Source organism: Corallococcus sp. AB049A (assembly GCF_003668885.1).
GTDB classification, from domain to species: Bacteria; Myxococcota; Myxococcia; order Myxococcales; family Myxococcaceae; genus Corallococcus; species Corallococcus interemptor.
The window spans coordinates 1-21447 of record NZ_RAWL01000064.1 but is presented as its reverse complement, the minus strand read 5'-3'; the positions used below and the strand labels follow the sequence as shown (position 1 = coordinate 21447).

The window sequence follows — 21447 nt, the reverse complement described above, 5'->3', positions numbered from 1 at the left end:
AGGAAGCGGAACGGGGCAGCACCCTACCCCGTCCATCCTCCCCCCGGAAACAGCAAGCGGCGTTCAGCCCAGCCGCGCGAGCAGCCGCGTGAGGGACACCTCCGTCTTCGCGTCCGCGATGTCACCGCGGCGGCACGCCTCCAGCACCGCCTGCAGCGGCCGCCACTGAAGGTGGATGCCCTCCTCCAGAGGAGAGCCGTCTCCCTCCACCTCGCCCTGCGTCACGCCGGTGACGTCCACCGCCGCGGGGAAGACCTTCTCCGACAGGATGCCCGGCGCGAGGAAGAAGGCGCCGCCCAGCAGCTGGATGTCCTCCGGCCGCACCGTGAAGCCCGCCTCCTCCTTCACCTCCTCCGCCGCGCGGCGGCGAAGCCCCTCCTCCCCCTTGTCGGACGGCTCCAGCAGGCCCGCGACGATTTCCTCCACGCGCAGATAACTCACCGCATCAGGAACGGTCATGGACGCGGTCTGCTCGCGGCGGAAGTACGCCGCGGGGCGCAGGTTCATCCGGGTCAGGACTTCCAGGTTTCCATCCGGCGCGCGGCGGTAGATGAGCACGGACACGGCGTCCAACCGGGGCCGGTCCACCACATCCACCCGGTACACCGGAGACGACGAGCCATCCGCGCGCCGGTTGCGGCAGCGCAGCCGACGCACTCGGAGGAAACCTTCGTCACAACGCGCCGTGGCGGAGAAATCCTCGATGATCTCGATGTCAGTCACATTGGAACTGCTGGGACGCATGTCTGCCTGCTCTCCTGGTGTCCTGGTAGGTGGAGGTGCCACGGTGGCGTTGCTTGCCCGTGCACCCTTGATCCCGTAGGTTGCGCCGTCCTCAAGTCGTCACTCCCTCAGAATCACGGATCCGCCACGAATGTGTCGCGCACTGCTCGGCCTCTTCTGCGCCTGCGCCCTGGCCCTCGCCTCGTGCATGCCTGTGCTGGAAGGCCAGGATTACCACCTCGAGGGTCAGGAGGTGCGGCTTACCCTCCTCCATACCTCTGACATCCACTCGCGGCTCGTCCCGTACGACTTCACGCCGCTCAAGACCGACCAGGACCTGGAGCTCATCCCGGAGGCTGGTCCCTTTGGTGGTGCCACGCGCATCGCCTCCATCCTCAAGCGCGAGCGCGCCAAGGGTGACCGCGTCCTGCACCTGGACTCCGGTGACTGCTTCCAGGGCGCGCCCATCTTCAACGTGAACACGGGCGAGGCGGAGTTCCGCTTCCTGTCCGAGTCCCGTCTGGACGCCGCCGTGGTGGGCAACCACGAGTTCGACGCGGGCGCGCTCAACTTCGTCAAGAAGGCGCGCGACTTCGCCAACTTCCCGCTCCTGGCGGCGAACTACTACTGGGACGACCCGAAGACCACGGGCACCAACGGCGCCGCCATGGTGACCACCCCCTACACCATCCGCACGGTGAAGGGGCTGCGCGTGGGCATCATCGGCATGGCGAACATCTCCTCGCTCAACTCCATCGTGGAGGGCGGCAACAGCCTGCAGGTGACGCCGCTGGAGCAGAACGAGGCCGCGCGCTCCTACGTGGAGCTGCTGCGTCCGGTGACGGACCTGATTGTCATCGTCAGCCACCTGGGCCTCACCGAGGACCAGGATCTCATCCAGGGTTATGAGGCCTATTACGAGTACGGCCGCGCGAAGCCCTTCATCAACCGCGCGCATGACGCGTGGAAGGTGCTGGAGTGGTTCGGGCCGGAAGGCAACGACAAGTCGGTGGTGCGCGTGCACATCGCGGGCGTCAGCGGCATGGACGTGATCCTGGGCGGCCACCTGCACGTGGTGCTCAACCCGCCGCAGCTCGTCACGGACCCCGCCGGCCGCAAGGTCGTGCTGTCGCACTCGGGCGCGTTCGCCAAGTACGTGGGCCGCCTGGAGCTGGTCGTGAAGATGCCCAACCAGCTGGGCGAGGCCGAGGGCGCCGAGGTCGTCAGCCAGGACTACCACGCGTTCCCGGTGGACGGCCTCTGGTGCAACGAGGCGATGCGCAAGTACCGCTTCGACGACGACATCTTCTGGGACCCGGGGGAGTTCATCAACGCGCCGGGCGTGCGCGAGGCCATGGCCGAGTGCGGCCGTCAGGAGGACGCGCAGACGACGGACCTGCTCATCCCGTACCTCTTGGGCATGGACGTGAAGCTGCAGCTGACGTCCATCTTCTCCTACGCCCCGCTCGACGTGCAGCGGCGCAACAACTCCAACGGTGGTGACAGCCCGCTGGGCAACATCGCCGCGGACTCCATGCGCAAGCGCAACCGCGTGGAGGCGGAGATGGCGCTCACCAACAGCCTGGGCATCCGCGACAACCTGTACGCGGGCGTCGTCACGCAGGAGGCGATGTTCAACGTGTTCCCGTTCGAGAACACCATCAACATCATGTACCTGTCCGGCGTGGAGATGCAGGAGATGTTCGACTTCGTCACCGAGCGCTCCGCGGAGCGCGGGTGCGTGAGCCAGGCGCAGATCTCCGGCGCGCGCTTCACCATGGACTGCGCCCAGGTGCAGCTCAATGACCTGCGCATCCAGTGCACGCCGGCCACGGTGCAGAAGGACTGCCCCCAGGACAACCGCGAGGGCCACGCGCCCTGGACCTGCCTGGAGGACACCAGCGGTTCGCGCTGCTGGGCGCACCCGGGCATCAACATCGAGATCAACGGCAAGCCGCTGGACACCAACGGCACCTACAAGGTCGCGGTGAACGACTACATCGCCAAGGGCGGCTCCGGCTTCACGGTGCTCAAGCGCAACACCACGCGCATCGAGACGGGCATCAGCCTGCGCGACTCGCTCATCGGCTACATGCAGGGCTTCTGCAACTGCGACGACCTGCTCAACGGCCGGCCGACGTCCAGCAACGGCACGCGCTGCGGTTCGCTGGTCAACGGCCAGTGGACGGTGGACGAGAAGACGCTCAACTCCTGCAAGGTGTCCAAGACCTTCGAGGACGCGCTCAACAAGCAGGTGGGCAGCTGCTCCTGCCGCGAGCTGCTCAAGGTGCCCGCGGACGCCACCGAGCAGGCGAAGGCCATGGCCGCGTGCGGCCTGGCGGGCATGACGAAGGAGGCGGCGGTGGCGGAGTGCTCGCTGCCGCAGGGCCCCTACACCGGCCGCTGCACCTGCCGGGACCTGCTGACGGGGGGCAACCCCACGTGCGGCAACATGACGAGCCAGCTGCGGTCGTTCTGTGAGAAGCCCACAGCCATGCCCATCGCGAGCGCCATCGAGGATGGCCGCATCGGGCGGAGGGTGAAGTGATGAAGCGGCTCTTCCTGCTGTCCACGCTGGCCCTGGCGGCCGGCTGTTACACGAAGGAGTCCGAGGCCCCCACCGGGCTCTCCTCGTTCCGCGTGGAGGTCACCGGCATCACCACCGGTGACTCCCCCGGGGCGCTGCTGCCGGTGGTGAACGCGTGCGTCGCGAAGTACGGCAATGACCAGACGCGCGTGCCGCTGGAGCTGCGCGGCACGGCGGAGTGCCCCTACACCCTGCCCCGCTCGGACGTGGACATCGCCCTGTCCATCACCGCGGTGGATGGCACCGGCGGGGAGATGACGTCCTTCAACGGGCCGGTGTCCTTCCGGGTCATCCCGGGCGACCTCACCGGTGACTACGGCACCCGCTGGGCGCAGCTGACCAACGGCAAGGGCACGGGCAGCGTGCGCGTGGCCCACCTGTACGGCGAGACGCACGTCTGGGTGCAGGACCAGGACCTGGAGCTGGACTACGCGGACGGCGGCGTCGTGGGTGACCTGTCCCAGCTGCCGGTGGAGCCGTCCAAGCGCACCTACGCGACGGGCCTGTCCCACGGCATCCGCTTCGAGGAGCCCTCGCTGTCCACCATCAACCTGCCGGAGGGCGGCTCGGAGACGAGCGTCTTCATCAAGCAGTTCATGCGCATTGGCCGCAACCCGGAGGCCGGCGAGCCCCTGGTGCAGAACTGCGCCGACCCGGCGGACCCCAACAACGGCAAGCAGATGATGCTGCTGGTGACGGGCACGGACTCCAGCGGCTTCTACGTCACGGACATGACGGCCTGCCGCGTGCCGGAGAAGAGCGTCGCCGGCGCGAACGTGCAGACCGCGGAGCCGGACGGGTTCAACCCGGGCCGCTTCAACAGCATCTACATCTACAACTACTCGTTCCCGGAAGGCCTGGACTCCGGCGACCTGCTCTGGACGCTGTCCGGCACGGTGGCCGAGTTCACCAACACCACGCAGATGAGCTTCCCCGCGTGGACGCTGCGCGAGAACGTGCGCCTGCTGCCGCAGGAGCAGTGGAACAAGTACCTGAAGGAGGTGCCGCCGGTGGAGGTGAACGGCCGGCTGTGCGGCTACAGCTCCTCGCCGTACCTGGACGACATCCTGTGCGGCTACAGCTACAAGAACTACAAGATGGAGAGCCTGGAGTCGTCGCTGGTGAAGCTGCGCCGGGTGAAGTTCCCCAAGGTGTTCCGCAACTGCGACGCCAACGGCAACAACGACATGCCCATGTTCTGCCCGGTGGGCCCCAGCGCGACGCGCAGCTGGCAGAACTGCTTCGAGGAGCCGCCGGATGATCCGGACCTCCCGGAGCGCAAGTGCGTCATCGACTGCACGCTGGGCATTGGCGAGTACGCCGGCACCATCTGCGCGGAGAAGACGACGTACACGAGCTTCGGTCAGTTCGTGGTGGAGATGAACGCCACCGGTCCGGCCTCCCTGGGCATGGACGAGTCCGTCCCCAACCGCATCATGAGCGTCAACGTGGGCACCACCTCCGTGAAGCCCTCCAAGACGCTGCCCCCGGGCTACCGGCTGAACATCATCTGTGATCAGCCGGTGCGCGCGCGCTTCGGCGGCGACAACGTCACGGCGGACCAGACGGGCACGCTCATCCCGGCGAACAGCCGCTACGAGTACACCCTGAAGGACTCCGAGGTGACGGTCGCGCTGGTGCGCGACGCCGCCGCCACGGCCAACGCGGCCTGCAAGGTCGCGCCGGATACGCGCTCGCGCATCAGCCTGCAGATCAAGGACGCGGTGCCGGACCTCAATCCGGACTGCAGCGAGACCGACCCCGACGCCGCGAAGGCGCTCCAGTGCAAGCAGCTGCGGGCGGCCACCTTCGACGTCGTGGGCCACCTGAAGCACGTGGGTCCGGCGCGTCCGCGCTGGAACGTCCTGCCGCGAGATCAGGACGACCTGTGCTGCTACCCCGGGCCCGGGATGGAGTGCCCGAAGCCCATCAAGCCGTGCCCGTAGTCATCCACCTTTGCTTTTGATTTGAGCAGTCGCATTGCGCGCCCCGGCGGTATGCCGGGGCGCTGGGAGGAGCGGTCTCCCCCGGACCGCTTCCTGGAGGGAATTTGAAAACGTTGCAGACGCTGGCCCTGACGGGCCTGACAGCCCTTTCCGCGCCCGCTTGGGCCGGGGACTTCGTGGACACCCGTTTGTCGTTCGTCTTCGCGGACGACAACGTGCTGGCGGGCGCGGGAGAGACGACTCCCAACAGCCCGAACGCGCGCTTTGGCGCGGGTAACCAGAACACGCAGTTCTACGACAACTTCAACACCAAGTTCTCCGGCTTCGAGTCGCTGTCGAACGTCGTGCTCTACAAGCGCATGCCGGCGTTCTTCGAGGGCCTCACGACGGAGGCGGCGCTCACGCTGCTGGTGCTCGAGCGCCCGTCCGGCGGTGTCGACATCCTCGACAACTCCAGCTACGTGCGCCTGAACTACCAGCCGCCGGGCTGGGGTGAGAAGGAAGGCGTCTCGCTCACCGGCTTCCCGGTGTCCGCGGACCGCTTCCGTCTGGGGTACGCGTACCGCATCTCCTGGGGCGGCAGCCCCATCTTCACCAACCGCGCCACCGCGGCGGGTGTGCCGGGCGCCAAGCTGCAGCTGACGCGGGACCGCTGGTACGCGTACCTGGGCGGCAAGACGGCCCTGGTGCTCAACGACCTCATCCTGGAGCAGGAGACGCTCTACGGCGTGATGGCCGGCGCGGGCTGGGACATCCTGGAGACGCTGCGCGTGGAGGCCGGCGGCGGCTACTTCCAGAAGGGCATCGTCCCGGGCCTGGCGAACCAGTCCATCGAGGCGGGCGTCAACGCGGCCGGTGTGTCCGGCCAGGTCGTCTACCACGTGGGCGTGCCGGTGGGCACGAGCGTGGACTTCCGGCTCTACAAGAACGACCCGGAAATCTACCAGCGCTTCTTCGCGCCGGAGCAGTACCCGGGCGGCCTGTCCTACTCGCTGTCGCTGGAGGGCAGCTACCTCACGCAGACGCTGCAGGACCCGGACAAGTTCGGCGCCACCAAGCCCCAGGGCGCCGTGGCGCTCGCCTTCCAGGGCCGCGCGAAGCTCAACCGCTTCCGCTTCAACGCGCTGGCGCTGGTGCGCAGCCTGTCCTTCATCCAGTTCGACGTGCCGGGCTTCCCCCCGTTCCAGGACTTCCCCACCGGCACGGTGCTGAAGCCTGAAGTCTTCGGCGCGGTGGGCGTGGACTACAACATCGCGGGCCTGCACCTGACGCCGGGATTCATCATCGGCGCGCAGCAGCCGGCGTCCTTCCGCAGCCCGGTGCCGCTCGTGGGCGGCAGCAACCCGCCCCCGGCCCTCACCGGCACGCGCACGGTGGTGGTGCGTGACGCGAACCAGCTGAGCATCCTGCCCAGCACCTGCGGCGGCTCCAGCGCCTGCGAGGCGGAGCTCATCTGGTCCGCCAAGGCCACCTTCCGCTGGGACCTGTCGGAGACGGTCGCGGCGGTGGGCGAGGTCTACTACACGTACGACACCAACCGGACCACGTTCGAGGACGACGTGACGGGCATCGCGCAGCCGAACTTCGAGAAGCCGCACGCGCTGGGCTTCAACACGCTGCTGCAGGCGCGCTTCTAGACCGCCCTGCCCTGCTGACTGTTTTTTGAAGGGCCCGCCGTGCTTCACGGCGGGCCCTTCGTATTTTCAGGGCGGTCCGCGAATCAGAAGGCGGACGTCATCCGCACCACCTCGTCGAAGGCGGTGAGGCCCTGCGCCAGCTTGCGCACGGCGGCCTCGCGCAGCGTGCGCATGCCGCTTCTGCGCGCGGCCTGCACCAGCTGCTCGTAGGGGGCCTCGCGGGCGATGAGCTCACGCACCTCGCGGGTGGTGGAGACGATTTCGAAGACGCCGGTGCGGCCGGAGAAGCCGGTGCCCCGGCAGCGCGCGCACCCGGCGCCCTTGGACAGCTTCACGCCGCCGGGCAACAGCGGCAGCGGGGCCTGGAGGGCCAGCAGCTCGTCCGGGGTGAGGACGGCCTCCTCGGAGCAGTTCGGGCAGACGCGGCGCAGGAGGCGCTGGGCCATGACGCCCAGGAGGCTCTGCGCCAGGAGGAAGGCCGGCACGCCCAGGTCCTTCATGCGCGCCACCGCGCCCAGCGCGTCGTTGGTGTGCAGCGTGGAGAGCACCAGGTGGCCGGTGAGCGCGGCCTGGAGCGCGTTCTCCGCCGTCTCCGCGTCGCGGATCTCGCCCACCATGATGACGTCCGGGTCCTGGCGCAGGATGTGGCGCAGCGCCCCCGCGAAATCCAGGCCCACCTTGGGCTGCACCTGCACCTGGTTGAAGGTGTCCCACACCATTTCGATGGGGTCTTCAATCGTGGTGACGTTGACGTCCGGGCCCGCCACCGCCTTGAGCGCGGAGTAGAGCGTCGTCGTCTTGCCGCTGCCCGTGGGGCCCGTCACCAGGATGAGGCCGTGGGGTTGATCGATCCACGACTCGAAGTGGACCTTCTCATCCGGTTCAAAGCCCAGCTGGGCGATGTCCTGCACCAGCGTCTCCGGGTCGAAGATGCGGATGACCACCTTCTCGCCGAAGGCGGTGGGCAGCGTGGAGACGCGAAGCTCCACCTCGCGGCCGTTGCGCTCCGTCTTGATGCGGCCGTCCTGGGGGCGGCGCTTCTCCGAGATGTCGATGCGCGCCAGCATCTTCACGCGCGACACGATGGGCGGGTGCACCTGCGAGGGCAGCGAGTACACGGGGTGCAGCACGCCGTCGATGCGCAGGCGCACCACGGCGGTGGCGCGCTTGGGCTCGATGTGGATGTCCGACGCGCGGTTGTCGAAGGCGTAGCGCAGGAGGTAGTCCACCGCCTGCACCACGGGCTGGTCGGACGCCTCCAGCTCCTGCGTGCCGCTCAGCGACACCAGCTGTTCGAAGTTGGCGATCTGCCCGCTCGCGTCGCCGAAGTCGTCCGCGGCCTTGGCCAGCGTCCTCTTGAAGCCGTAGATGTCCGCGATGGAGCGAAGGATGTCCGTCTTCGCGGACAGCACGGGCTCCACCGGCTCGCCGGTGAGGCGGTGGAAGGACTCGAAGAGTTCGCGGTCGAAGGGGTTGGCCACGGCCACGCGCAGCCGCCCCTGTTCGGTGCGCTCCAGGGGCAGCAGCACGTGCTTCTGCGCGTAGGGCCGGGACACCGTGCGGGTGGCCAGCGCCATGTCCATCTTCAGCGGATCCAGCTTCCGGTAGGCCAGCCCCGCGGCGCGCGCGGCGGCCTCCGTGACGCGGTCCTCGTCCAGCACGCCGCGCCCACCCGGCGCGGGAATCTGGAAGGCCGCCACCAGCTCCACGGGTGACACGTCATAGCGGGCGGCGTCCTTGCCCGTCCCACCCTGCGCCTTGAGGACGCGGGCGCGCGCGGCGGGCTCGCGCGCCAGGACCTCCTGCGCCTGCTGAGGGGTCAGCAGGCGCTGGGCGACCAGGGCCTCCAACAGGAAGCCCAGGGTGAAGTCCGTGGCGCTTCGCGAGGGACCGCTGCTGCCGGGGGGAGCCGCCTGGGTCAACCGTTCCTCCTTCTGCGGGTGGCCAGGAACAACACGCCAAGGCCCACGAGGAATGCCGCGGACGACGGGGCGCTCTGGCAGCCGCAACCGCCAGGGTCGTTCGTGCCACCCGTGCCGCCGTCCACCGGCGGGGGCGGAGGCGTGCCGCCGTCGCTGCACAGGGCGCAGGTGCCGCCGTCCGTCTGGGCGTAGGGGTCCTCGCACTTGCCGCCGTTGCCGCAGAACAGGCCGTTGGGGCAGTCCTGGTTGGTGCGGCAGGGGGCGATGCAGGCGGTCCCTTCCGCGAACGGCACGCACTGGAGCGGCGAGGCGCAGGTGCCCTCACCGCAGTCCTTGAAGCAGAAGCGGTCATCGCCGGTGCCCGCCGGACGGCAGGTGTTGCCGGGGCTGCACGTGCAGGCGGCCACCGAGCACGGCTCCGCGCACACGCCCTGCGGGTTGCCGTTGAGCTTCAGGCACTGGAGGTTGGTGCCGCACTCGGCGTCCTGGAAGCACGGGTCGCCCACGCCGCGCGTGCCGGACTTCTGGGCCACGCAGGCGTGGTCGCACGAGCGGCAGGCGTAGCTGCCACCGCAGTCATTGCTGGTGGCGCAGTCCGCGACGCAGACGTCACCGCCGTTGTCGGGCAGCGTGGTGCAGGTATAGCCCTGGCGGCAGTCGCCCTTGCCCGGGCGGCAGTCCTTCAGACAGCGCTTGCCCACGGAGCCCACCGTCGCGCACGTGGAGCCGGTGGGGCAGTCCGCGTCGGCGACGCAGGACTCCGTGCAGTAGCCGTCCTTCCACGCCGGGAAGGCGGTGGTGCGGTCCGCGTCCGTGAGGCAGCGCGAATCCGGCGCGCCGCAGGTGGACGCGTTGGCGCAGGGGTTGCCCACCTTGGTGCCCGTGCCGAAGGGCTCCGGCAGACACGCGGACTGCGCGCCGGGGACGAGCGTGGACGCGACGCACTGGTAGGGCGCGGGGCAGAAGCCCGGGGTGCCGGTGGGGCAGGCCTTGGAGCAGATCTTGAGATTGGCGCCCGTGGTGGTGGACCGGGTGGTGACGCAGGTGAGCCCGGAGCCGCACGCGGTGGTGTCACACGGCGAGCCCACCGCGCCCTTCTGGGGGTAGTGCTTGCAGAGCGCGCCCTTGTCGTAGGACGTCAGCGTGCGGCGCTGGATGCCCCGATCCAACGAGAAGTACATCACCGCGTCCGTGTAGAAGTACGTGCTGCCCAGGCCCAGGCAGTGGCCCACCTCGCGCATCACCGCCGTCTGGATGTCGATGAAGCCCGCGGGCGTGGGGTTGAGCGTGGTGAACTGGTAGGTGACGGCGTTGAGGAAGATGTCGCACTGGTAGACGTAGCCGCTGTGGCGCAGCGGCACCGCGGCCGCCACGCTGTCACCGGCGTTGAGCACGTCCTTGAATTCAGTGCTGTTCGGGTCGGTGACCCAGATGGCGGCGACGCTGAAGCCGTCCAGCCGGTCGTTCACGTCCGGGATGGGGACGATGGAGGACTTGCCCTTGTACGTGAAGGCAGGCCACGCGCAGTCCACGTCCTGCCAGGCCTGGAAGGCCTTCTTGACCGCGTCCTCCACCAGGCCCAGGTCGTTGTTCGCGGGAGTGCCGTTGCGCGCGTCCAGGTAGTACGGGAACGGGTCCTGGCTGTTGTTGAGGACCCAGTGATCCAGGAACTGGTAGTCCTCCTGCGTCTGGGCATGCGCTGTCGCGGCCAACGCCAGCAGTCCAAGGAGGAAGACACTCCGCTGCGACCCACGAATCATCACCCGCACCTCTTCGCGTCACGTCCCCACGGGGCGCCTGCCTGGCGCCCGGGACGTCACCGGGCGGACAGTCTACCCGTGAACGGCGCGAACGGTGGCATCCACCAGCGCTTCGGGCGTGGGGCGCTCGGCGACGGCGGCCACGGGGATGCCCAGCTGCGTCAGCGCCGTCGCGGTGGTGGGGCCAATGGCAACCACCTTCGCGGACGCCAGGGGCTCGCGGCCCACGCCCTCCACGAAGGTCTCGGCGGTGCGCGGCGAGGCGAAGAGCACCACCTGGGGCGGGGCCTCCTTCAGCTGCGCCAGCGCCTCCGGTTCGACGGCGGCCGGCGCGCTGCGGTAGGCCGTCACGCGCGTGACCCGCACGCCCAGGTCTCGCAGGCCGTCCTCCAGCTCGCGCCGGCCCTCCTCCGCCGCGGGCAGGAGCACGTCGTCGTCCGGCCCCAGCACGTCGCGCAGCGCGGTGAAGAGCGCCGCGCCGGTGCCCTCGTTGGGTTCGGCCTCCACCTTCAGGCCGTAGCCCTCCACGGCCCTCGCGGTGCGCGGCCCCACCGCGGCCAGCTTCACGCGGGACAGCCTGTCCAGCGTGCCCGCCAGCCGCAGGGCCTCCACGAAGGACTCCACGGCGGAGGGGCTCGCGAACACCACCCAGTGGTAGCGCTGCACGTGCTCGGCGGCGGACGCGAGCGGGCGCGGGTCCTCCGGCGGATGCAGCTCCAAGAGCGGGAGGCTGAGGACCTCCGCGCCCTCGTCCTCCAGCAGGAAGCACAGCTCCTCGGCCCGCTCACGGGGGCGCGTCACCAAGACTTTGATGCCATCCAGTCGCCGGTCCACGGCCGGCACTCTAGGCGCGCGGCGCGCCTTCGCGGCGGCCGAAATCGCGCAGGATGTCTCCCGCCCCGCGCGACAGGAGCTCGTCCGCGAGCGCTTCGCCCAGCCGTTCCGCTTCCGGCACGGGTCCCTTCACCTCGCCCCGCACCACCAGCGAACCGTCCGGCCGGCCCACCAGGCCGCGCAGGTACACCTGGCCGTCCTCCACCGTGGCGTGGCCGGCCAGCGGCACCGTGCAGCCGCCCTCCAGCTTCGCCAGGAAGGCGCGCTCGGCCCGCACGGCGTTGCGCGTGGCCAGGTCCTCCAGGGGCGCGAGCAGCGCGCGCACGTCCGCGTCCGCCTCGCGGCACTGGATGGCCAGCACGCCCTGCCCCACCGCCGGCAGGCTCTCCGCCACCGGCACCACCTGGGTGATGTGGTGATCCAGGCCCAGGCGCTTGAGCCCCGCCGCCGCGAGCATGGCGCCCGCGAGCTTCAGGTCGCGCGTCTTCTGCAGGCGCGTCTGCACGTTGCCGCGCACGGAGACGATCTCCAGGTCCGGCCGGCGCGCGCGCAGGATGCAGCTGCGCCGCAGCGACGACGTGCCCACCTTCGCGCCCGGGGGCAGCATGGCCAGCGTGTGCCCGTCCGGGCTGCAGAACGCGTCGCGCGGGTCTTCACGCGTCGGCACCGCCGCCAGGATGAGCCCTTCCGGGAACACCGACGTCATGTCCTTGAGGCTGTGCACCGCCACGTCCGCGCGGCCGTCGATCAGCGCCTGTTCAATCTCCTTCACGAACAAGCCCTTGCCGCCCACCTGGGACAGCGGCGCGGACAGGAAGCGGTCGCCCTCGGTGGTCATCTTCACCAGCGTGACCTCCAGGCCGGGGTTGCGCTGGGTGAGCAGCGAGGCCACGTGATTGGCCTGCCACAGCGCCAGCGGGCTCTCACGCGTCGCGATACGGACCGTCTTCATCGCCGGCTCCCGGTGGCCACCACGGTGTTGCGCGCTTCAGCAGGGGCCGCGGCGGGCTCCTGGGGAGCGATGGCCGCGGCCTCCGTCTCCGTGAGGCCGAACAGCTCCGCGGCGGCGCCCGCCAGCCGGTTGCCCTCTCCCTGCGGACCCACGGCGCGCAGCCGCGCGGTGGGCTCGTGCAAAAGCTTGTTCACGATGGCGCGTCCCATGGCTTCGATGCTCTTCTTCTGCTTGTCGGTGAGCCCGTCGCCCAGGCCCAGGAGCGTGCGCTCCACCTCCGCGCGGGCAATGGCCTCCGCGCGCTGACGCAGGCGCGCCAGCACGGGCATGCCGTCGCGCAGCGCGCGCTCCCGGGCGAAGCGCGCCACCTCCTGCGCCACCAGCCCGCCCGCCTTGTGCGCCTCTTCCGCGCGCGCGGCGGTGTTGTCCGCGACGAACTTCTGGATGTCATCCACGTCGTACGCGTGCACCCAGTCCAGCGTTCCCACCGCCGGATCGATGTCGCGCGGCACCGCCAGGTCCACCATGAACAGCGGCCGGCCCTTGCGCGCCTTGCCCAGCGCGCCGACGTTCTCACGCGTGAAGATGGGCACCGGCGACGCGGTGCTCGTCACCACCACGTCCGCGGTCCCCAGCAGCGGGAAGAGCTCTTCAAAGGGCTTCGCGACGCCGCCCACCTCCGCCACCAGCGCCTCCGCGCGCGCGAGCGTGCGGTTGGTCACGATGAGCTTCCCGGCGCCCGCGTTCTTCAGGTGCCGCGCCGCCAGCTCGCCCATCTCTCCCGCGCCCACCACCAGCACGGTCTTGTCCTTGAGCCCGTCGAACACCTTGCTCGCCAGCTGCACGGCCGCGGACGCCATGGACGTCGCCGCGCGCCCCACCGCCGTCTCCGTGCGCACGCGCTTGGCGCAGCCGAACGCCGCCGCGCACGCGCGCGTCAGCTCCCCGCGCACCGCGCCCGCGCCCTGGCCGCGCTCGAAGGCGTCCTTCACCTGGCCAAGAATCTGCGCCTCGCCCAGCACCATGGAGTCCAGGCTGGACGCCACGCGGAACAGGTGCACGAGCGCCGCCTCGCCCTGGTGCTCATACAGGTGCTCCAGCGCCTCCGCGCCGCCCAGCGTGTGCAGCGTCTCCCGGGCGCGCTCCCGCGCCAGCTCCGCGCTGGGGGCCGCCAGGTACACCTCCACGCGGTTGCACGTGGACACCCAGAGCGCTTCAACAGGCGCCTGCGCCAGCCGCTGCAACACCTCCGTCTGCCGCGCCTCGGGCAATGCCAGCCGCTCACGGACGCCCAGCGGGGCGGTGCGGTGTGACACGCCAATACAGATGAATTCCATGGCTACGGCATCCCCGGGCCAGCGGCGGACAGGTCGTAGGACGACAGGAAGGAGACCAGCACCAGGCAGAAGCCGGCCATGGTGAGCAGCGCCACCCGCCGGCCCCGCCAGCCCGCGAAGATGCGCGCGTTGACGAGCGCGGCGAACACGCCCCAGGCGACGAACGTCGCCACGTGCTTGGCTTCGAGCGCCCAGGCGAGCCCCCGCAGCGTGGTGGTGAACAGGGCGCCGGTCGCCAGCGTGAGCGACAGCGCGATGAAGCCCCAGATGACGAGCCGCCGGTTGAGCGTGTCCAGGAACTCCAGGGACGGCAGCCGGGAGAAGAGCAGCCCGAAGTGCTTGGCCTTCACCTCCCGCTCCATCAGCAGGTACATGACGCCCACCCCGGCCGCGACGCCAAAGGCCGTCATGCCCAGGAGCGCGATGGTGACGTGCACCGGCAGCAGGGGCTGGCGCACCGCGTCCGGCAGCGGCGTGGACCCGCCGTGCAGCAGCATGCCGATGAGGAGCACCGCCACCGCCAGCGGCGTGAGGAACGCGCCGATGACGGGCTTGCGGTAGCGCATGTCCAACGCCAGGAACAGCCCCAGCAGCAGGAAGGCGAAGGTGGACATGCCCTGCGCGGGGCCCACCAGCCGGCCCCCCTGCGCGCTCAGGAGTTCGATGAGCGCAACGCAATGCATCAGCAGGCCCGTGCCCACCAGCACCCGGCCGGTGACGGCGAGCACCTGGGACTGGCGGACCAGGAAGGCGAGGTAGACGAGCGCCGCCAGACCGTAGGCGTGGCAGGCGAGCGAGACGAGCGTATGGCTCATGGCGGCAGGCTCATAACCCCGGCCGAGGAGGCATTCACTCCTGCCTCAGCCCATTTTGTTGAGAATGAAGGCCGCCAGCAGGTCGGTCTCCGAATTGGGCTTGCGCTCAGGGGAGGGCGCACCCACCTCCGCGACATAACCCGGAACGACCTCGTAGGCGGAGTCCCCGACCAGGATGGAGTCCGCCATCTGCTCGGCGCCCAGCCGGCCGAGCTGCTCCTCGGTCTTCACCCGGGACACCAGCTGGTGGGTGTCCTCACCCGACACCAGCTGGAGGACGTGGACGGCGGGCGTGAGCGGCCAGTCCGTCCCTCCCTCGGCCGCGACCACCAGGCGGCCCTCGCGCAGGTCTGCTTTGTCCGCCAGCGCCCACTCCTCGAGCTGGGCCTGGGACAGGAAGAGCTTCGTCACGCCTTCCAGCCTACACCACCCTTCGCGCCCGAGGGCCCGGAAATGGGGTGCAACCCCCGGCCAGATGCGGCATCCGTTCACCGGGGCGGCCCGGCGCTCCCGCCTCCAGGGGCACCCGCCGGGCATGAAGCCCAAGGACGCACCTTCATCCAAGCCGTAGAGACACGAGGAGACGACATGGCTGGCGACGTGATCAACATCGGTGATTCGGACTTCCAGAAGCAGGTCCTGGACTCTCAACAACCCGTGCTCGTGGACTTCTGGGCCACCTGGTGCGCGCCCTGCCGCGCGATCGCGCCCTCCGTGGAGGCGCTGTCCGGTCAGTACAAGGGCCAGGTGACGTTCGCGAAGATGGACATCGACGCGAACCAGGACACGCCCCAGAAGTATGGCGTCCGCTCCATCCCCACCCTGCTGCTCTTCAAGGGCGGCAAGGTCGTGGACCAGATTGTCGGCGCGGTGCCGAAGTCGCGCATCGACGAGGTCATCCGGAAGAACCTCTGAGCCCGCGTGCTCCCGGTGACGGGCCCGCTGCCAGCCTGTCCCTGGCGTCCCCTCCCACCCAATGATGCGCCTGGCCTTGTGCCGCCAGGGTTCGCGTCCGGTGTGAGGGGACGTTGCGTTTTGGGGCTCCCACCCAGACACCCCGGCGTGACAGCGCGGCCGCGTTCGATATGTCTGTAGAAAGACAACTCACCGCGACGGTAAGGGCTTTCACTTACTGGGTGCTGCTCGCCCCCCGAGGGAAACATTTCTCCGCGGTTGAGACAAACGCGCTCGTGGCACAGCTGGACGATCCTCCCGTCTTGTTTTGTTCAACAGCCATTGAAATTGCATTACGAGTCAAACACGACCCCAACATGTCTTGTTGACAGAGTTCGCCACTCCAGACACAAGTCACGAGTACACGCCTGTCTTGATTGGCGAGTTTCAACAGGAGTTTTCATGGCACGCCTTCGCAAAGAATTGACCTCGCAAGCACCGCTGACCCCTGCCCTGACGTCGTGGGCGGAGGCCCTGGGTGATGCCATCGGCCGCGGCATGCTGCGCGCGCTGAACACGGGAATGCCGGGCATGGGCGCCCCCGTGGCGTCGCCGGGCAATGGCGCGGTGATGGCGGGCCGCCGCCGCGGCCGTCCCCCCAAGACGGTGGCGGGCGGGCCGGTGCCCATGGACCGCCGCTGCACGGTCAATGGCTGCACCCGCGAGCAGCGCTCCAAGGGCCTGTGTTCCGCGCACTACCAGGCCGAGCGCCGCAGGCAGATCGCCACCGGCAAGCCGGCCTGAGTGTTTGTTTGAACACCCACGACCCCTACTCGCCGCGCCAGGGGTCTCCGGGCGTGGTGGCCTTGAGCAGCTCCCAGGCCGCCATCACGTCGATGACCCGCTCCAGCTCATTGGGCAGGGAGCGGGCGCGAGCCGACTTGAGGTAGTCCTCCGTGAAGGCCCTCAGGCGCATGCCCAGGAACAGCCGGGCGAGCGCCACCTCCGTCTGACCGGAGAAGTCCAGGAAGCGCAGGGCGAACCCGCTGCGGCCCTCCTCTTCCGGGCCGCGCTCCTCCCGGACGATTTCGGCGCGAGCCTCCACGGGGGCGGCCCCCGGCTCCAGCGCGAAGCGGGTGCGCACCACCGTGCCCATGGGCAGGAAGAAGGTGCTCGCGAGGAAGGCCCCGCTGACGCTCACGTTGACGGACGTGAGCCCCGCGGAGAAGCGCCGCCCGCCCCCTTCGTCCTCCACCCAGAGGTCGAAGTGCGTGGCCAGCTGCGCGCGCGGGAAGTGCCGGTGCTCCGGCTCCCCCTGATTCATCTCGATGCGAGGCGCCGCGCCGGCCACGGGCACGTTGCGCGACGTCCCCACCGGCGGAACGAACGGCCGGGGTGTCTCCGTGCCGGCCTTCACCGTCGTCACACCCTTCCTCTGAACCGCCATCGAAGCCTCCGCGGCCGTCAGAACATGTGACGGCGCATGCTGATGTTCACCAGCAGCCCGATGCACAACATCACCGACAGCATCGAGGAGCCGCCGTAGCTCATGAGGGGCAGCGTGATGCCCGTCACCGGCAACAGGCCAATGACCATGCCGATGTTTTCGAACACCTGCCAGAAAAGTGTGGCCACCACCCCCACCGCAACGAACGCTCCAAAACGGTCTCTCGCGCTGAAGCCCACGCCCAGCCCGAGAATGAAGATGCCGCCGTAGAGCACGAGCAACAGGAGACAGGAGAAGAAGCCGTGCTCCTCGGCCCACACGGAGAAGATGAAATCCGTGTGCTGTTCCGGCAGGAAGCGCAGACCTGTCTGGGTTCCCTCGCGCCAGCCCTTGCCGGTGAGCCCACCGGAGCCCACGGCGATCTTGGATTGCGCCGCGTGATAGCCGCTGCCGCGCAGGTCCGCTTCCGGGTCCAACCACCCGGAGATGCGCTGGCTCTGGTGTTTCTTGAGGTGGTGGCGCACGACGGTACTGCGCGGCTCGGGCATCTCCCGGACGTAGTCGTTCCAGATGATGAGGCCGCCCACCAGCACGCCCGCCACGATGGTGGCGGCCAGGTACCAGCGCACCTTGCCAAAGAGGATGACGGTGCCTGAGGACAGGAAGATCATCAGCGCGGTGCCCAGGTCCGGCTGCACCAGCACCAGCGTGAAGGGCACCATCACCACCAGCACCGGCTTCCACAGACGCACCAGGCCGTAGGACGGCTGATTGGGCTGGAAGTCGTCGTGGTAGACCTTGGCCAGCATCAGCACGACGCCAATCTTCATGAACTCCGCGGGCTGCAGGCGGAACGGGCCAATGGCGAACCAGCTCTCCGCGCCCTTGGCGGTGTGGCCCACCACGCGCAGCGCCAGCAGCGCCAGGATGTTGAGCACGTAGATGGGGAAGGCCATCCGTTGAATCCAACGGTAGTCCACCAGGCACACCACCAGGACGGCGCTGATGCCCACGGCCAGGTAGAGGGCCTGGCTGTGCCACACGGGCGCCATGGGGGGCCGGGAGGCGGACGCCAGGTTCCAGATGCCCAGGAAGCACACGCCCAGCACGCACACGATGAGCCCCCACGGCACGTGGGGCATCATCCGGCGCTCAATCCGCAGTTGCACTGTCGTCTCCGGTTTCCGAGGGCGGCTGGATGGGCTCGCCCGGGGACACCACCTTGGGCGGCGGCACCACGGCGCGCGTGAGCGCCGCTTCATCCAGGCTGGGCGCCGGCGGCAAGGACGGCGTGTAGGGCTGGTTGGCGCGGGGCGGCGGCGACGTCGCGTCCTGCGCCTTCAATTCGAAGTACTTCTTCATCACGGCCAGCGCCGTGGGCGCCGCGTCCACGCCGCCGTGGCCGCCGTGCTCGTTGAGCACCACCACCACCAGCTCCGGCTTGTCCGCGGGCGCGAAGCCGGCGAACCACGCGTGGTCGCGCTCGAAGTAGCTCATCTGGTGCGTCTTCAGACGCACGGTGCCGATGCGCGTTACCTGCGCGGTGCCCGTCTTGGCCGCCACCAGGAAGTCCGCGGGCAGGCCCGACTTGAGCTTCGCGCGGTACGAGGTGCCGCCGGGCTCCTGCGCCACCGCCTCCAGGCCTTCCACGATGGCCTTCAGGTGCGCGGGGTTGATGTCCACCTTCGACACCACCTCCGGCTTGAACTCCTCCATCACCTGCCCGTCCAGGTTCTCCAGCCGCTGCACCAGCTGCGGCTTGTAGAGCTTCCCGCCGTTGGCCACGGCCGCGTACACCAGCGCCAGCTGCAGCGGCGTCACGTTGACGTCGCCCTGCCCCATGGCGCTGTTGAGCGCCATGCCCTTGGTGTAGCCGCCCGGTGAGGCTTTGTCGTGGTACGCGCTGGACGGCATGATGCCCGGCACCTCCGCCACCACGCCGATGCCGGTGGGACGCCCCAGGCCCAGCAACTTGCCCATCTCCGCGATGGGGTCCAGGCCGATGGTGTCCGCCACCTTGTAGAACCACGAGTCGCACGACGCCTTCATCGCGCCCCGGGCGTCCAGGGGTCCGTGGCCGCTCTCCTTGTGGCAGCGCCACACGCGCGCGCCCAGCCGGTAGCCGCCGGAGCAGTTCACCACCGTCTCCGGGCGGAACAGGCCGGACTTGAAGGCGGCCAGCTGCGAAATCACCTTGAACGTGGACCCGGGGCTGTAGTGCTCCGCGGCCACGCGGTTGATCATCGGGTGGAGCGGGTCGCGCGCCAGCGTGGCCATCTGCGAGGGCGTCACGCGGCCCGTCAGGAGGTTGGGGTCGAAGCCGGGGCGGGACACCAGTGCCCGGATGAAGCCGGTGTTCACGTCGATGGCCACCACCGCGCCCGTCACGCCCGGGAACGCGCGCTCCGCTTCCTCCTGCAGGCGCATGTCCAGGGACAGCACCAGGTTGCTGCCCGCCGTGGGAGGGATGACCGCGTTCTCACCGAGCTTGTCGTTGAGCTCTTCAATCGTCTGGCCGCGCGCGTTCACCACTTCCTTGCGCACGCCGTCCTGGCCGCGCAGCTTGGATTCGAAGTAGCGCTCCAGGCCTCGCCGGCCGATGTAGTCACCCAGCGCGTACTTCGCGCCGTCCCCGTTGAGGCGCTCCAGCTCCTCCTGGGTGATTTCATTCATGTAGCCCAGCACGTGCGACAGCACCGTGTCCGCGCGGTAGTTGCGGTGCGGCACGGGCACCACCTCCACGCCGTCCAGGATGTCTCGCCGGGCGTTGAGCCGGTCGTACTCGTCACGCGTCAGGTCCACGCGCACCGGCACCGGCTGGAAGGGCGCGTTGCGGCGGCTGGCTCGGACCAGGTCCTCAATCTTCTTGCGCTGATCCGCGTCCCACTGGAGCAGCTCCGCCAGGCGCGGAATCACCTGCTCGAAGCAGTCCGTGCAGAAGGCCGGCGTGACGAAGGCGTCAAAGGACGGACGGCTGTCCACCAGGATGGTGCCGCGCGCGTCCTTGATGACGCCGCGGTCGGCGCGCAGGCGCACCTCCTTCACGAAGTTCGCCACGCTCTTGGCGGCGTACTCCTCGTGACGGATGAGCTGGAGCCGGTACAGCTGGATGGCCAGCGCCACGATGCCCAGCGACATGGCCAGGCCCAGCCACAGGAAGCGGCGCTTCAGGTCCCGGCCCGGCGTGGTGTTGCCAATGGTCGGAGGCGTCAACGGAGCAACCCCGCCGGGCGCTCCTGCGCCACTTCAAACCGCTTGAACAAGGGGAAGAGGAGCAGCGCCGCCACGCCCGTGAGCGCCAGCTGCACCGGCATGCCGGACAAGAGCGGCGCCGTGGAGCCCTCCTTCACCGTGAGCCAGGTGAAGAACGTGGACAACAGGCCGTGGCCCAGGTCCGCGCCCATGGCGAACAGCGCGAAGGCCACCGGCCCGCGCACGTCCACGAAGGACGCCACCAGCCGGCCCACCAGGAAGGTGAACACGGCGAGGAAGGTGAAGAGGCCGGTGGGCTGGCCGCTCATCAGGTCCAGGAGGTAGCCCACCGCGAAGGCGGAGCACGCCCCTTCCATGAGGCTTGCCCGGAGCGCGAGGAAGGCCACCAGCACCACCGTGACGTCCACGCGGCCCAGCACCAGCCCTGCCTGCTGGACGAAGACGGACTCCAGCGTGAGCAGCACCAGCGCCAGGATGACGGTCACCAGGAACTTCATTTCTGCGCGCCCTCCGTGGACGCCCCGCCGGTGGCGGCCATTTCACTGTAGGGACTGCCCACCACCAGGACCTCCTCCAACCGGCTGGTGTCCACCGCGGGCGTGATGTCCGCGCCCTGGAACATGCCGTGCTCCTTCTTCTCCAGCTGCGTCACCCGCCCCACCACCAGGCCCGGAGGATAGATGCCGTCCGTGCCGGAGGTGATGATGAGGTCGCCGTTCTCCACGTCCTCCGTGCGCAGCATGTTCTCCAGCGTCAGGGGGCCGTTGCCCGCGCCCGCCGCCGTCCCGCGCGCCCTCGAGCGCTGCACCCGCACCGCCACCCGGCTCTGCGGGTCCGTCACCAGCGCCACGTCCGCGTAGCCGCCCGTGGACCGGATGACCTGCCCCACGATTCCGTCCGGCGTCACCACCGACATGCCGCGGAACACGCCGTCCTTTTCACCGCTGCTGATCCGCACCGACAGGAGCTTCGCCACCGGATTGACGCCCACCACGCGCGCCGGAATCTCCGGCCCGGGCACGGCCTCCGCGTAGGCCAGCAGCTTTCGCAGCCGCCCGTTCTCCGCGCGGGCCTCGCCCAGGGCCTGCACCGTGGCCCGCAGCTGGAGGTTCTCCAGCCGCAGCGCGTCATTGTCCTGACGCACGCCGCGCAGGTCCAGGTAGTTGCGCACCGCGGCCACGACGCCCTCGATGCCGGCGGTCAGCCCCTGCTGCACGGGGGCCGTGAGCGCGATGACGCCCCGGTCGATGAAGTTCGGGTCGCGGCCCCTCCGGCCGCCCAGCAGGAAGGCGCCGAGCGGGTACAACAGGAGGGCGGCCACGAGGAGGAAGCGGCGGTACCGCTTGAGAAGAGACAGCACGGACGGGGGCTTTCCCGGGG

18 protein-coding genes are annotated in these 21447 nt (G+C 69.4%); 5 read left to right on the top strand and 13 right to left on the bottom strand.

Translation table 11 applies throughout. The features are described from left to right. Positions 1–63: 63 nt before the first annotated feature. On the bottom strand, positions 64–744 hold the full coding sequence (locus D7X55_RS09940; RefSeq protein WP_120546768.1) for an NUDIX hydrolase: 681 nt from the start codon (positions 742–744) through the stop codon (positions 64–66). Positions 745–976: 232 nt separating this feature from the next. On the opposite strand from D7X55_RS09940, the gene D7X55_RS09935 reads away from it, so the two are divergent. From D7X55_RS09935 to D7X55_RS09925, 3 genes are all read left to right on the top strand, one after another. Continuing rightward, positions 977–3271, top strand: a complete 2295-nt coding sequence (locus D7X55_RS09935) for a bifunctional UDP-sugar hydrolase/5'-nucleotidase (RefSeq protein WP_233609769.1) — start codon at positions 977–979, stop codon at positions 3269–3271. After that, the gene (locus D7X55_RS09930; RefSeq protein ID WP_121722922.1) at positions 3271–5256 is read left to right on the top strand and encodes a hypothetical protein; all 1986 of its coding nucleotides are present in this window, start codon (positions 3271–3273) and stop codon (positions 5254–5256) included. The genes D7X55_RS09935 and D7X55_RS09930 overlap by 1 nt, the downstream gene beginning before the upstream one ends. Before the next feature lie 104 nt (positions 5257–5360). Next, positions 5361–6893 carry a hypothetical protein gene (locus tag D7X55_RS09925; RefSeq protein ID WP_199746917.1) on the top strand — a complete coding sequence of 511 codons (1533 nt, stop codon included), beginning with the start codon at positions 5361–5363 and terminating at the stop codon, positions 6891–6893. 83 nt (positions 6894–6976) lie between these two features. Here D7X55_RS09925 and D7X55_RS09920 read toward each other — a convergent pair whose 3' ends face one another. The 7 genes from D7X55_RS09920 to D7X55_RS09890 all read right to left on the bottom strand — a co-directional run bounded on the left by D7X55_RS09920 (position 6977) and on the right by D7X55_RS09890 (position 14924). Continuing rightward, positions 6977–8815, bottom strand: a complete 1839-nt coding sequence (locus tag D7X55_RS09920; protein ID WP_120546772.1) for a GspE/PulE family protein — start codon at positions 8813–8815, stop codon at positions 6977–6979. Beyond that, on the bottom strand, positions 8812–10575 hold the full coding sequence (locus D7X55_RS09915; RefSeq protein WP_147470066.1) for an MYXO-CTERM sorting domain-containing protein: 1764 nt from the start codon (positions 10573–10575) through the stop codon (positions 8812–8814). Before D7X55_RS09915 ends, D7X55_RS09920 begins: the two co-directional genes overlap by 4 nt. A gap of 72 nt (positions 10576–10647) precedes the next feature. Next, the gene (locus D7X55_RS09910) at positions 10648–11409 is read right to left on the bottom strand and encodes a uroporphyrinogen-III synthase (RefSeq protein WP_121722925.1); all 762 of its coding nucleotides are present in this window, start codon (positions 11407–11409) and stop codon (positions 10648–10650) included. A 10-nt stretch (positions 11410–11419) separates the two neighbouring features. Then, positions 11420–12361 (bottom strand): hydroxymethylbilane synthase, encoded by a 942-nt coding sequence (hemC, locus tag D7X55_RS09905; RefSeq protein ID WP_120546774.1) that lies wholly within the window; start codon positions 12359–12361, stop codon positions 11420–11422. Next, complete coding sequence (gene hemA, locus D7X55_RS09900; protein ID WP_120546775.1) at positions 12358–13698, bottom strand: glutamyl-tRNA reductase; 1341 nt, start codon at positions 13696–13698, stop codon at positions 12358–12360. Before hemA ends, hemC begins: the two co-directional genes overlap by 4 nt. A 2-nt stretch (positions 13699–13700) precedes the next feature. Then, positions 13701–14513 (bottom strand): inner membrane protein YpjD, encoded by an 813-nt coding sequence (locus D7X55_RS09895; protein WP_120546776.1) that lies wholly within the window; start codon positions 14511–14513, stop codon positions 13701–13703. A 45-nt stretch (positions 14514–14558) separates the two neighbouring features. Further along, positions 14559–14924 (bottom strand): hypothetical protein, encoded by a 366-nt coding sequence (locus D7X55_RS09890; protein ID WP_233609768.1) that lies wholly within the window; start codon positions 14922–14924, stop codon positions 14559–14561. Positions 14925–15101: 177 nt separating this feature from the next. Here D7X55_RS09890 and trxA point away from each other — a divergent pair, with 177 nt between their 5' ends. Together trxA and D7X55_RS09880 are read left to right on the top strand one after the other, a co-directional pair. Further along, on the top strand, positions 15102–15428 hold the full coding sequence (gene trxA, locus D7X55_RS09885; RefSeq protein ID WP_120546777.1) for a thioredoxin: 327 nt from the start codon (positions 15102–15104) through the stop codon (positions 15426–15428). A 441-nt stretch (positions 15429–15869) separates the two neighbouring features. Continuing rightward, positions 15870–16211 carry a hypothetical protein gene (locus tag D7X55_RS09880; RefSeq protein ID WP_120546778.1) on the top strand — a complete coding sequence of 114 codons (342 nt, stop codon included), beginning with the start codon at positions 15870–15872 and terminating at the stop codon, positions 16209–16211. Positions 16212–16236: 25 nt separating this feature from the next. On the opposite strand, the gene D7X55_RS09875 is transcribed toward D7X55_RS09880, so the two are convergent. The 5 genes from D7X55_RS09875 to mreC are packed head-to-tail and all read right to left on the bottom strand — an operon-like array spanning position 16237 to position 21427. Then, positions 16237–16854, bottom strand: coding sequence for a PilZ domain-containing protein (locus D7X55_RS09875; RefSeq protein WP_120546779.1), 618 nt, complete (start codon positions 16852–16854; stop codon positions 16237–16239). A gap of 17 nt (positions 16855–16871) precedes the next feature. After that, positions 16872–17999, bottom strand: coding sequence for a rod shape-determining protein RodA (rodA, locus tag D7X55_RS09870; protein ID WP_199746918.1), 1128 nt, complete (start codon positions 17997–17999; stop codon positions 16872–16874). Positions 18000–18006: 7 nt separating this feature from the next. After that, positions 18007–20067 (bottom strand): penicillin-binding protein 2, encoded by a 2061-nt coding sequence (mrdA, locus tag D7X55_RS09865; RefSeq protein ID WP_120546781.1) that lies wholly within the window; start codon positions 20065–20067, stop codon positions 18007–18009. Further along, positions 20064–20564 (bottom strand): hypothetical protein, encoded by a 501-nt coding sequence (locus tag D7X55_RS09860; RefSeq protein ID WP_120546782.1) that lies wholly within the window; start codon positions 20562–20564, stop codon positions 20064–20066. Before D7X55_RS09860 ends, mrdA begins: the two co-directional genes overlap by 4 nt. After that, on the bottom strand, positions 20561–21427 hold the full coding sequence (gene mreC, locus D7X55_RS09855; protein WP_120546783.1) for a rod shape-determining protein MreC: 867 nt from the start codon (positions 21425–21427) through the stop codon (positions 20561–20563). Before mreC ends, D7X55_RS09860 begins: the two co-directional genes overlap by 4 nt. Positions 21428–21447 lie beyond the last annotated feature (20 nt).

Coding starts and splice junctions, on each gene's coding strand:
- hemC (WP_120546774.1), bottom strand. CDS start 12,361: ATGAAGACGGTCCGTATCGCGACGCGTGAGAGCCCGCTGGCGCTGTGG.
- rodA (WP_199746918.1), bottom strand. CDS start 17,999: ATGATGCCCCACGTGCCGTGGGGGCTCATCGTGTGCGTGCTGGGCGTG.
- D7X55_RS09915 (WP_147470066.1), bottom strand. CDS start 10,575: ATGATTCGTGGGTCGCAGCGGAGTGTCTTCCTCCTTGGACTGCTGGCG.
- D7X55_RS09895 (WP_120546776.1), bottom strand. CDS start 14,513: ATGAGCCATACGCTCGTCTCGCTCGCCTGCCACGCCTACGGTCTGGCG.
- D7X55_RS09875 (WP_120546779.1), bottom strand. CDS start 16,854: ATGGCGGTTCAGAGGAAGGGTGTGACGACGGTGAAGGCCGGCACGGAG.
- D7X55_RS09860 (WP_120546782.1), bottom strand. CDS start 20,564: ATGAAGTTCCTGGTGACCGTCATCCTGGCGCTGGTGCTGCTCACGCTG.
- hemA (WP_120546775.1), bottom strand. CDS start 13,698: ATGGAATTCATCTGTATTGGCGTGTCACACCGCACCGCCCCGCTGGGC.
- trxA (WP_120546777.1), top strand. CDS start 15,102: ATGGCTGGCGACGTGATCAACATCGGTGATTCGGACTTCCAGAAGCAG.
- D7X55_RS09940 (WP_120546768.1), bottom strand. CDS start 744: ATGCGTCCCAGCAGTTCCAATGTGACTGACATCGAGATCATCGAGGAT.
- D7X55_RS09880 (WP_120546778.1), top strand. CDS start 15,870: ATGGCACGCCTTCGCAAAGAATTGACCTCGCAAGCACCGCTGACCCCT.
- D7X55_RS09930 (WP_121722922.1), top strand. CDS start 3,271: ATGAAGCGGCTCTTCCTGCTGTCCACGCTGGCCCTGGCGGCCGGCTGT.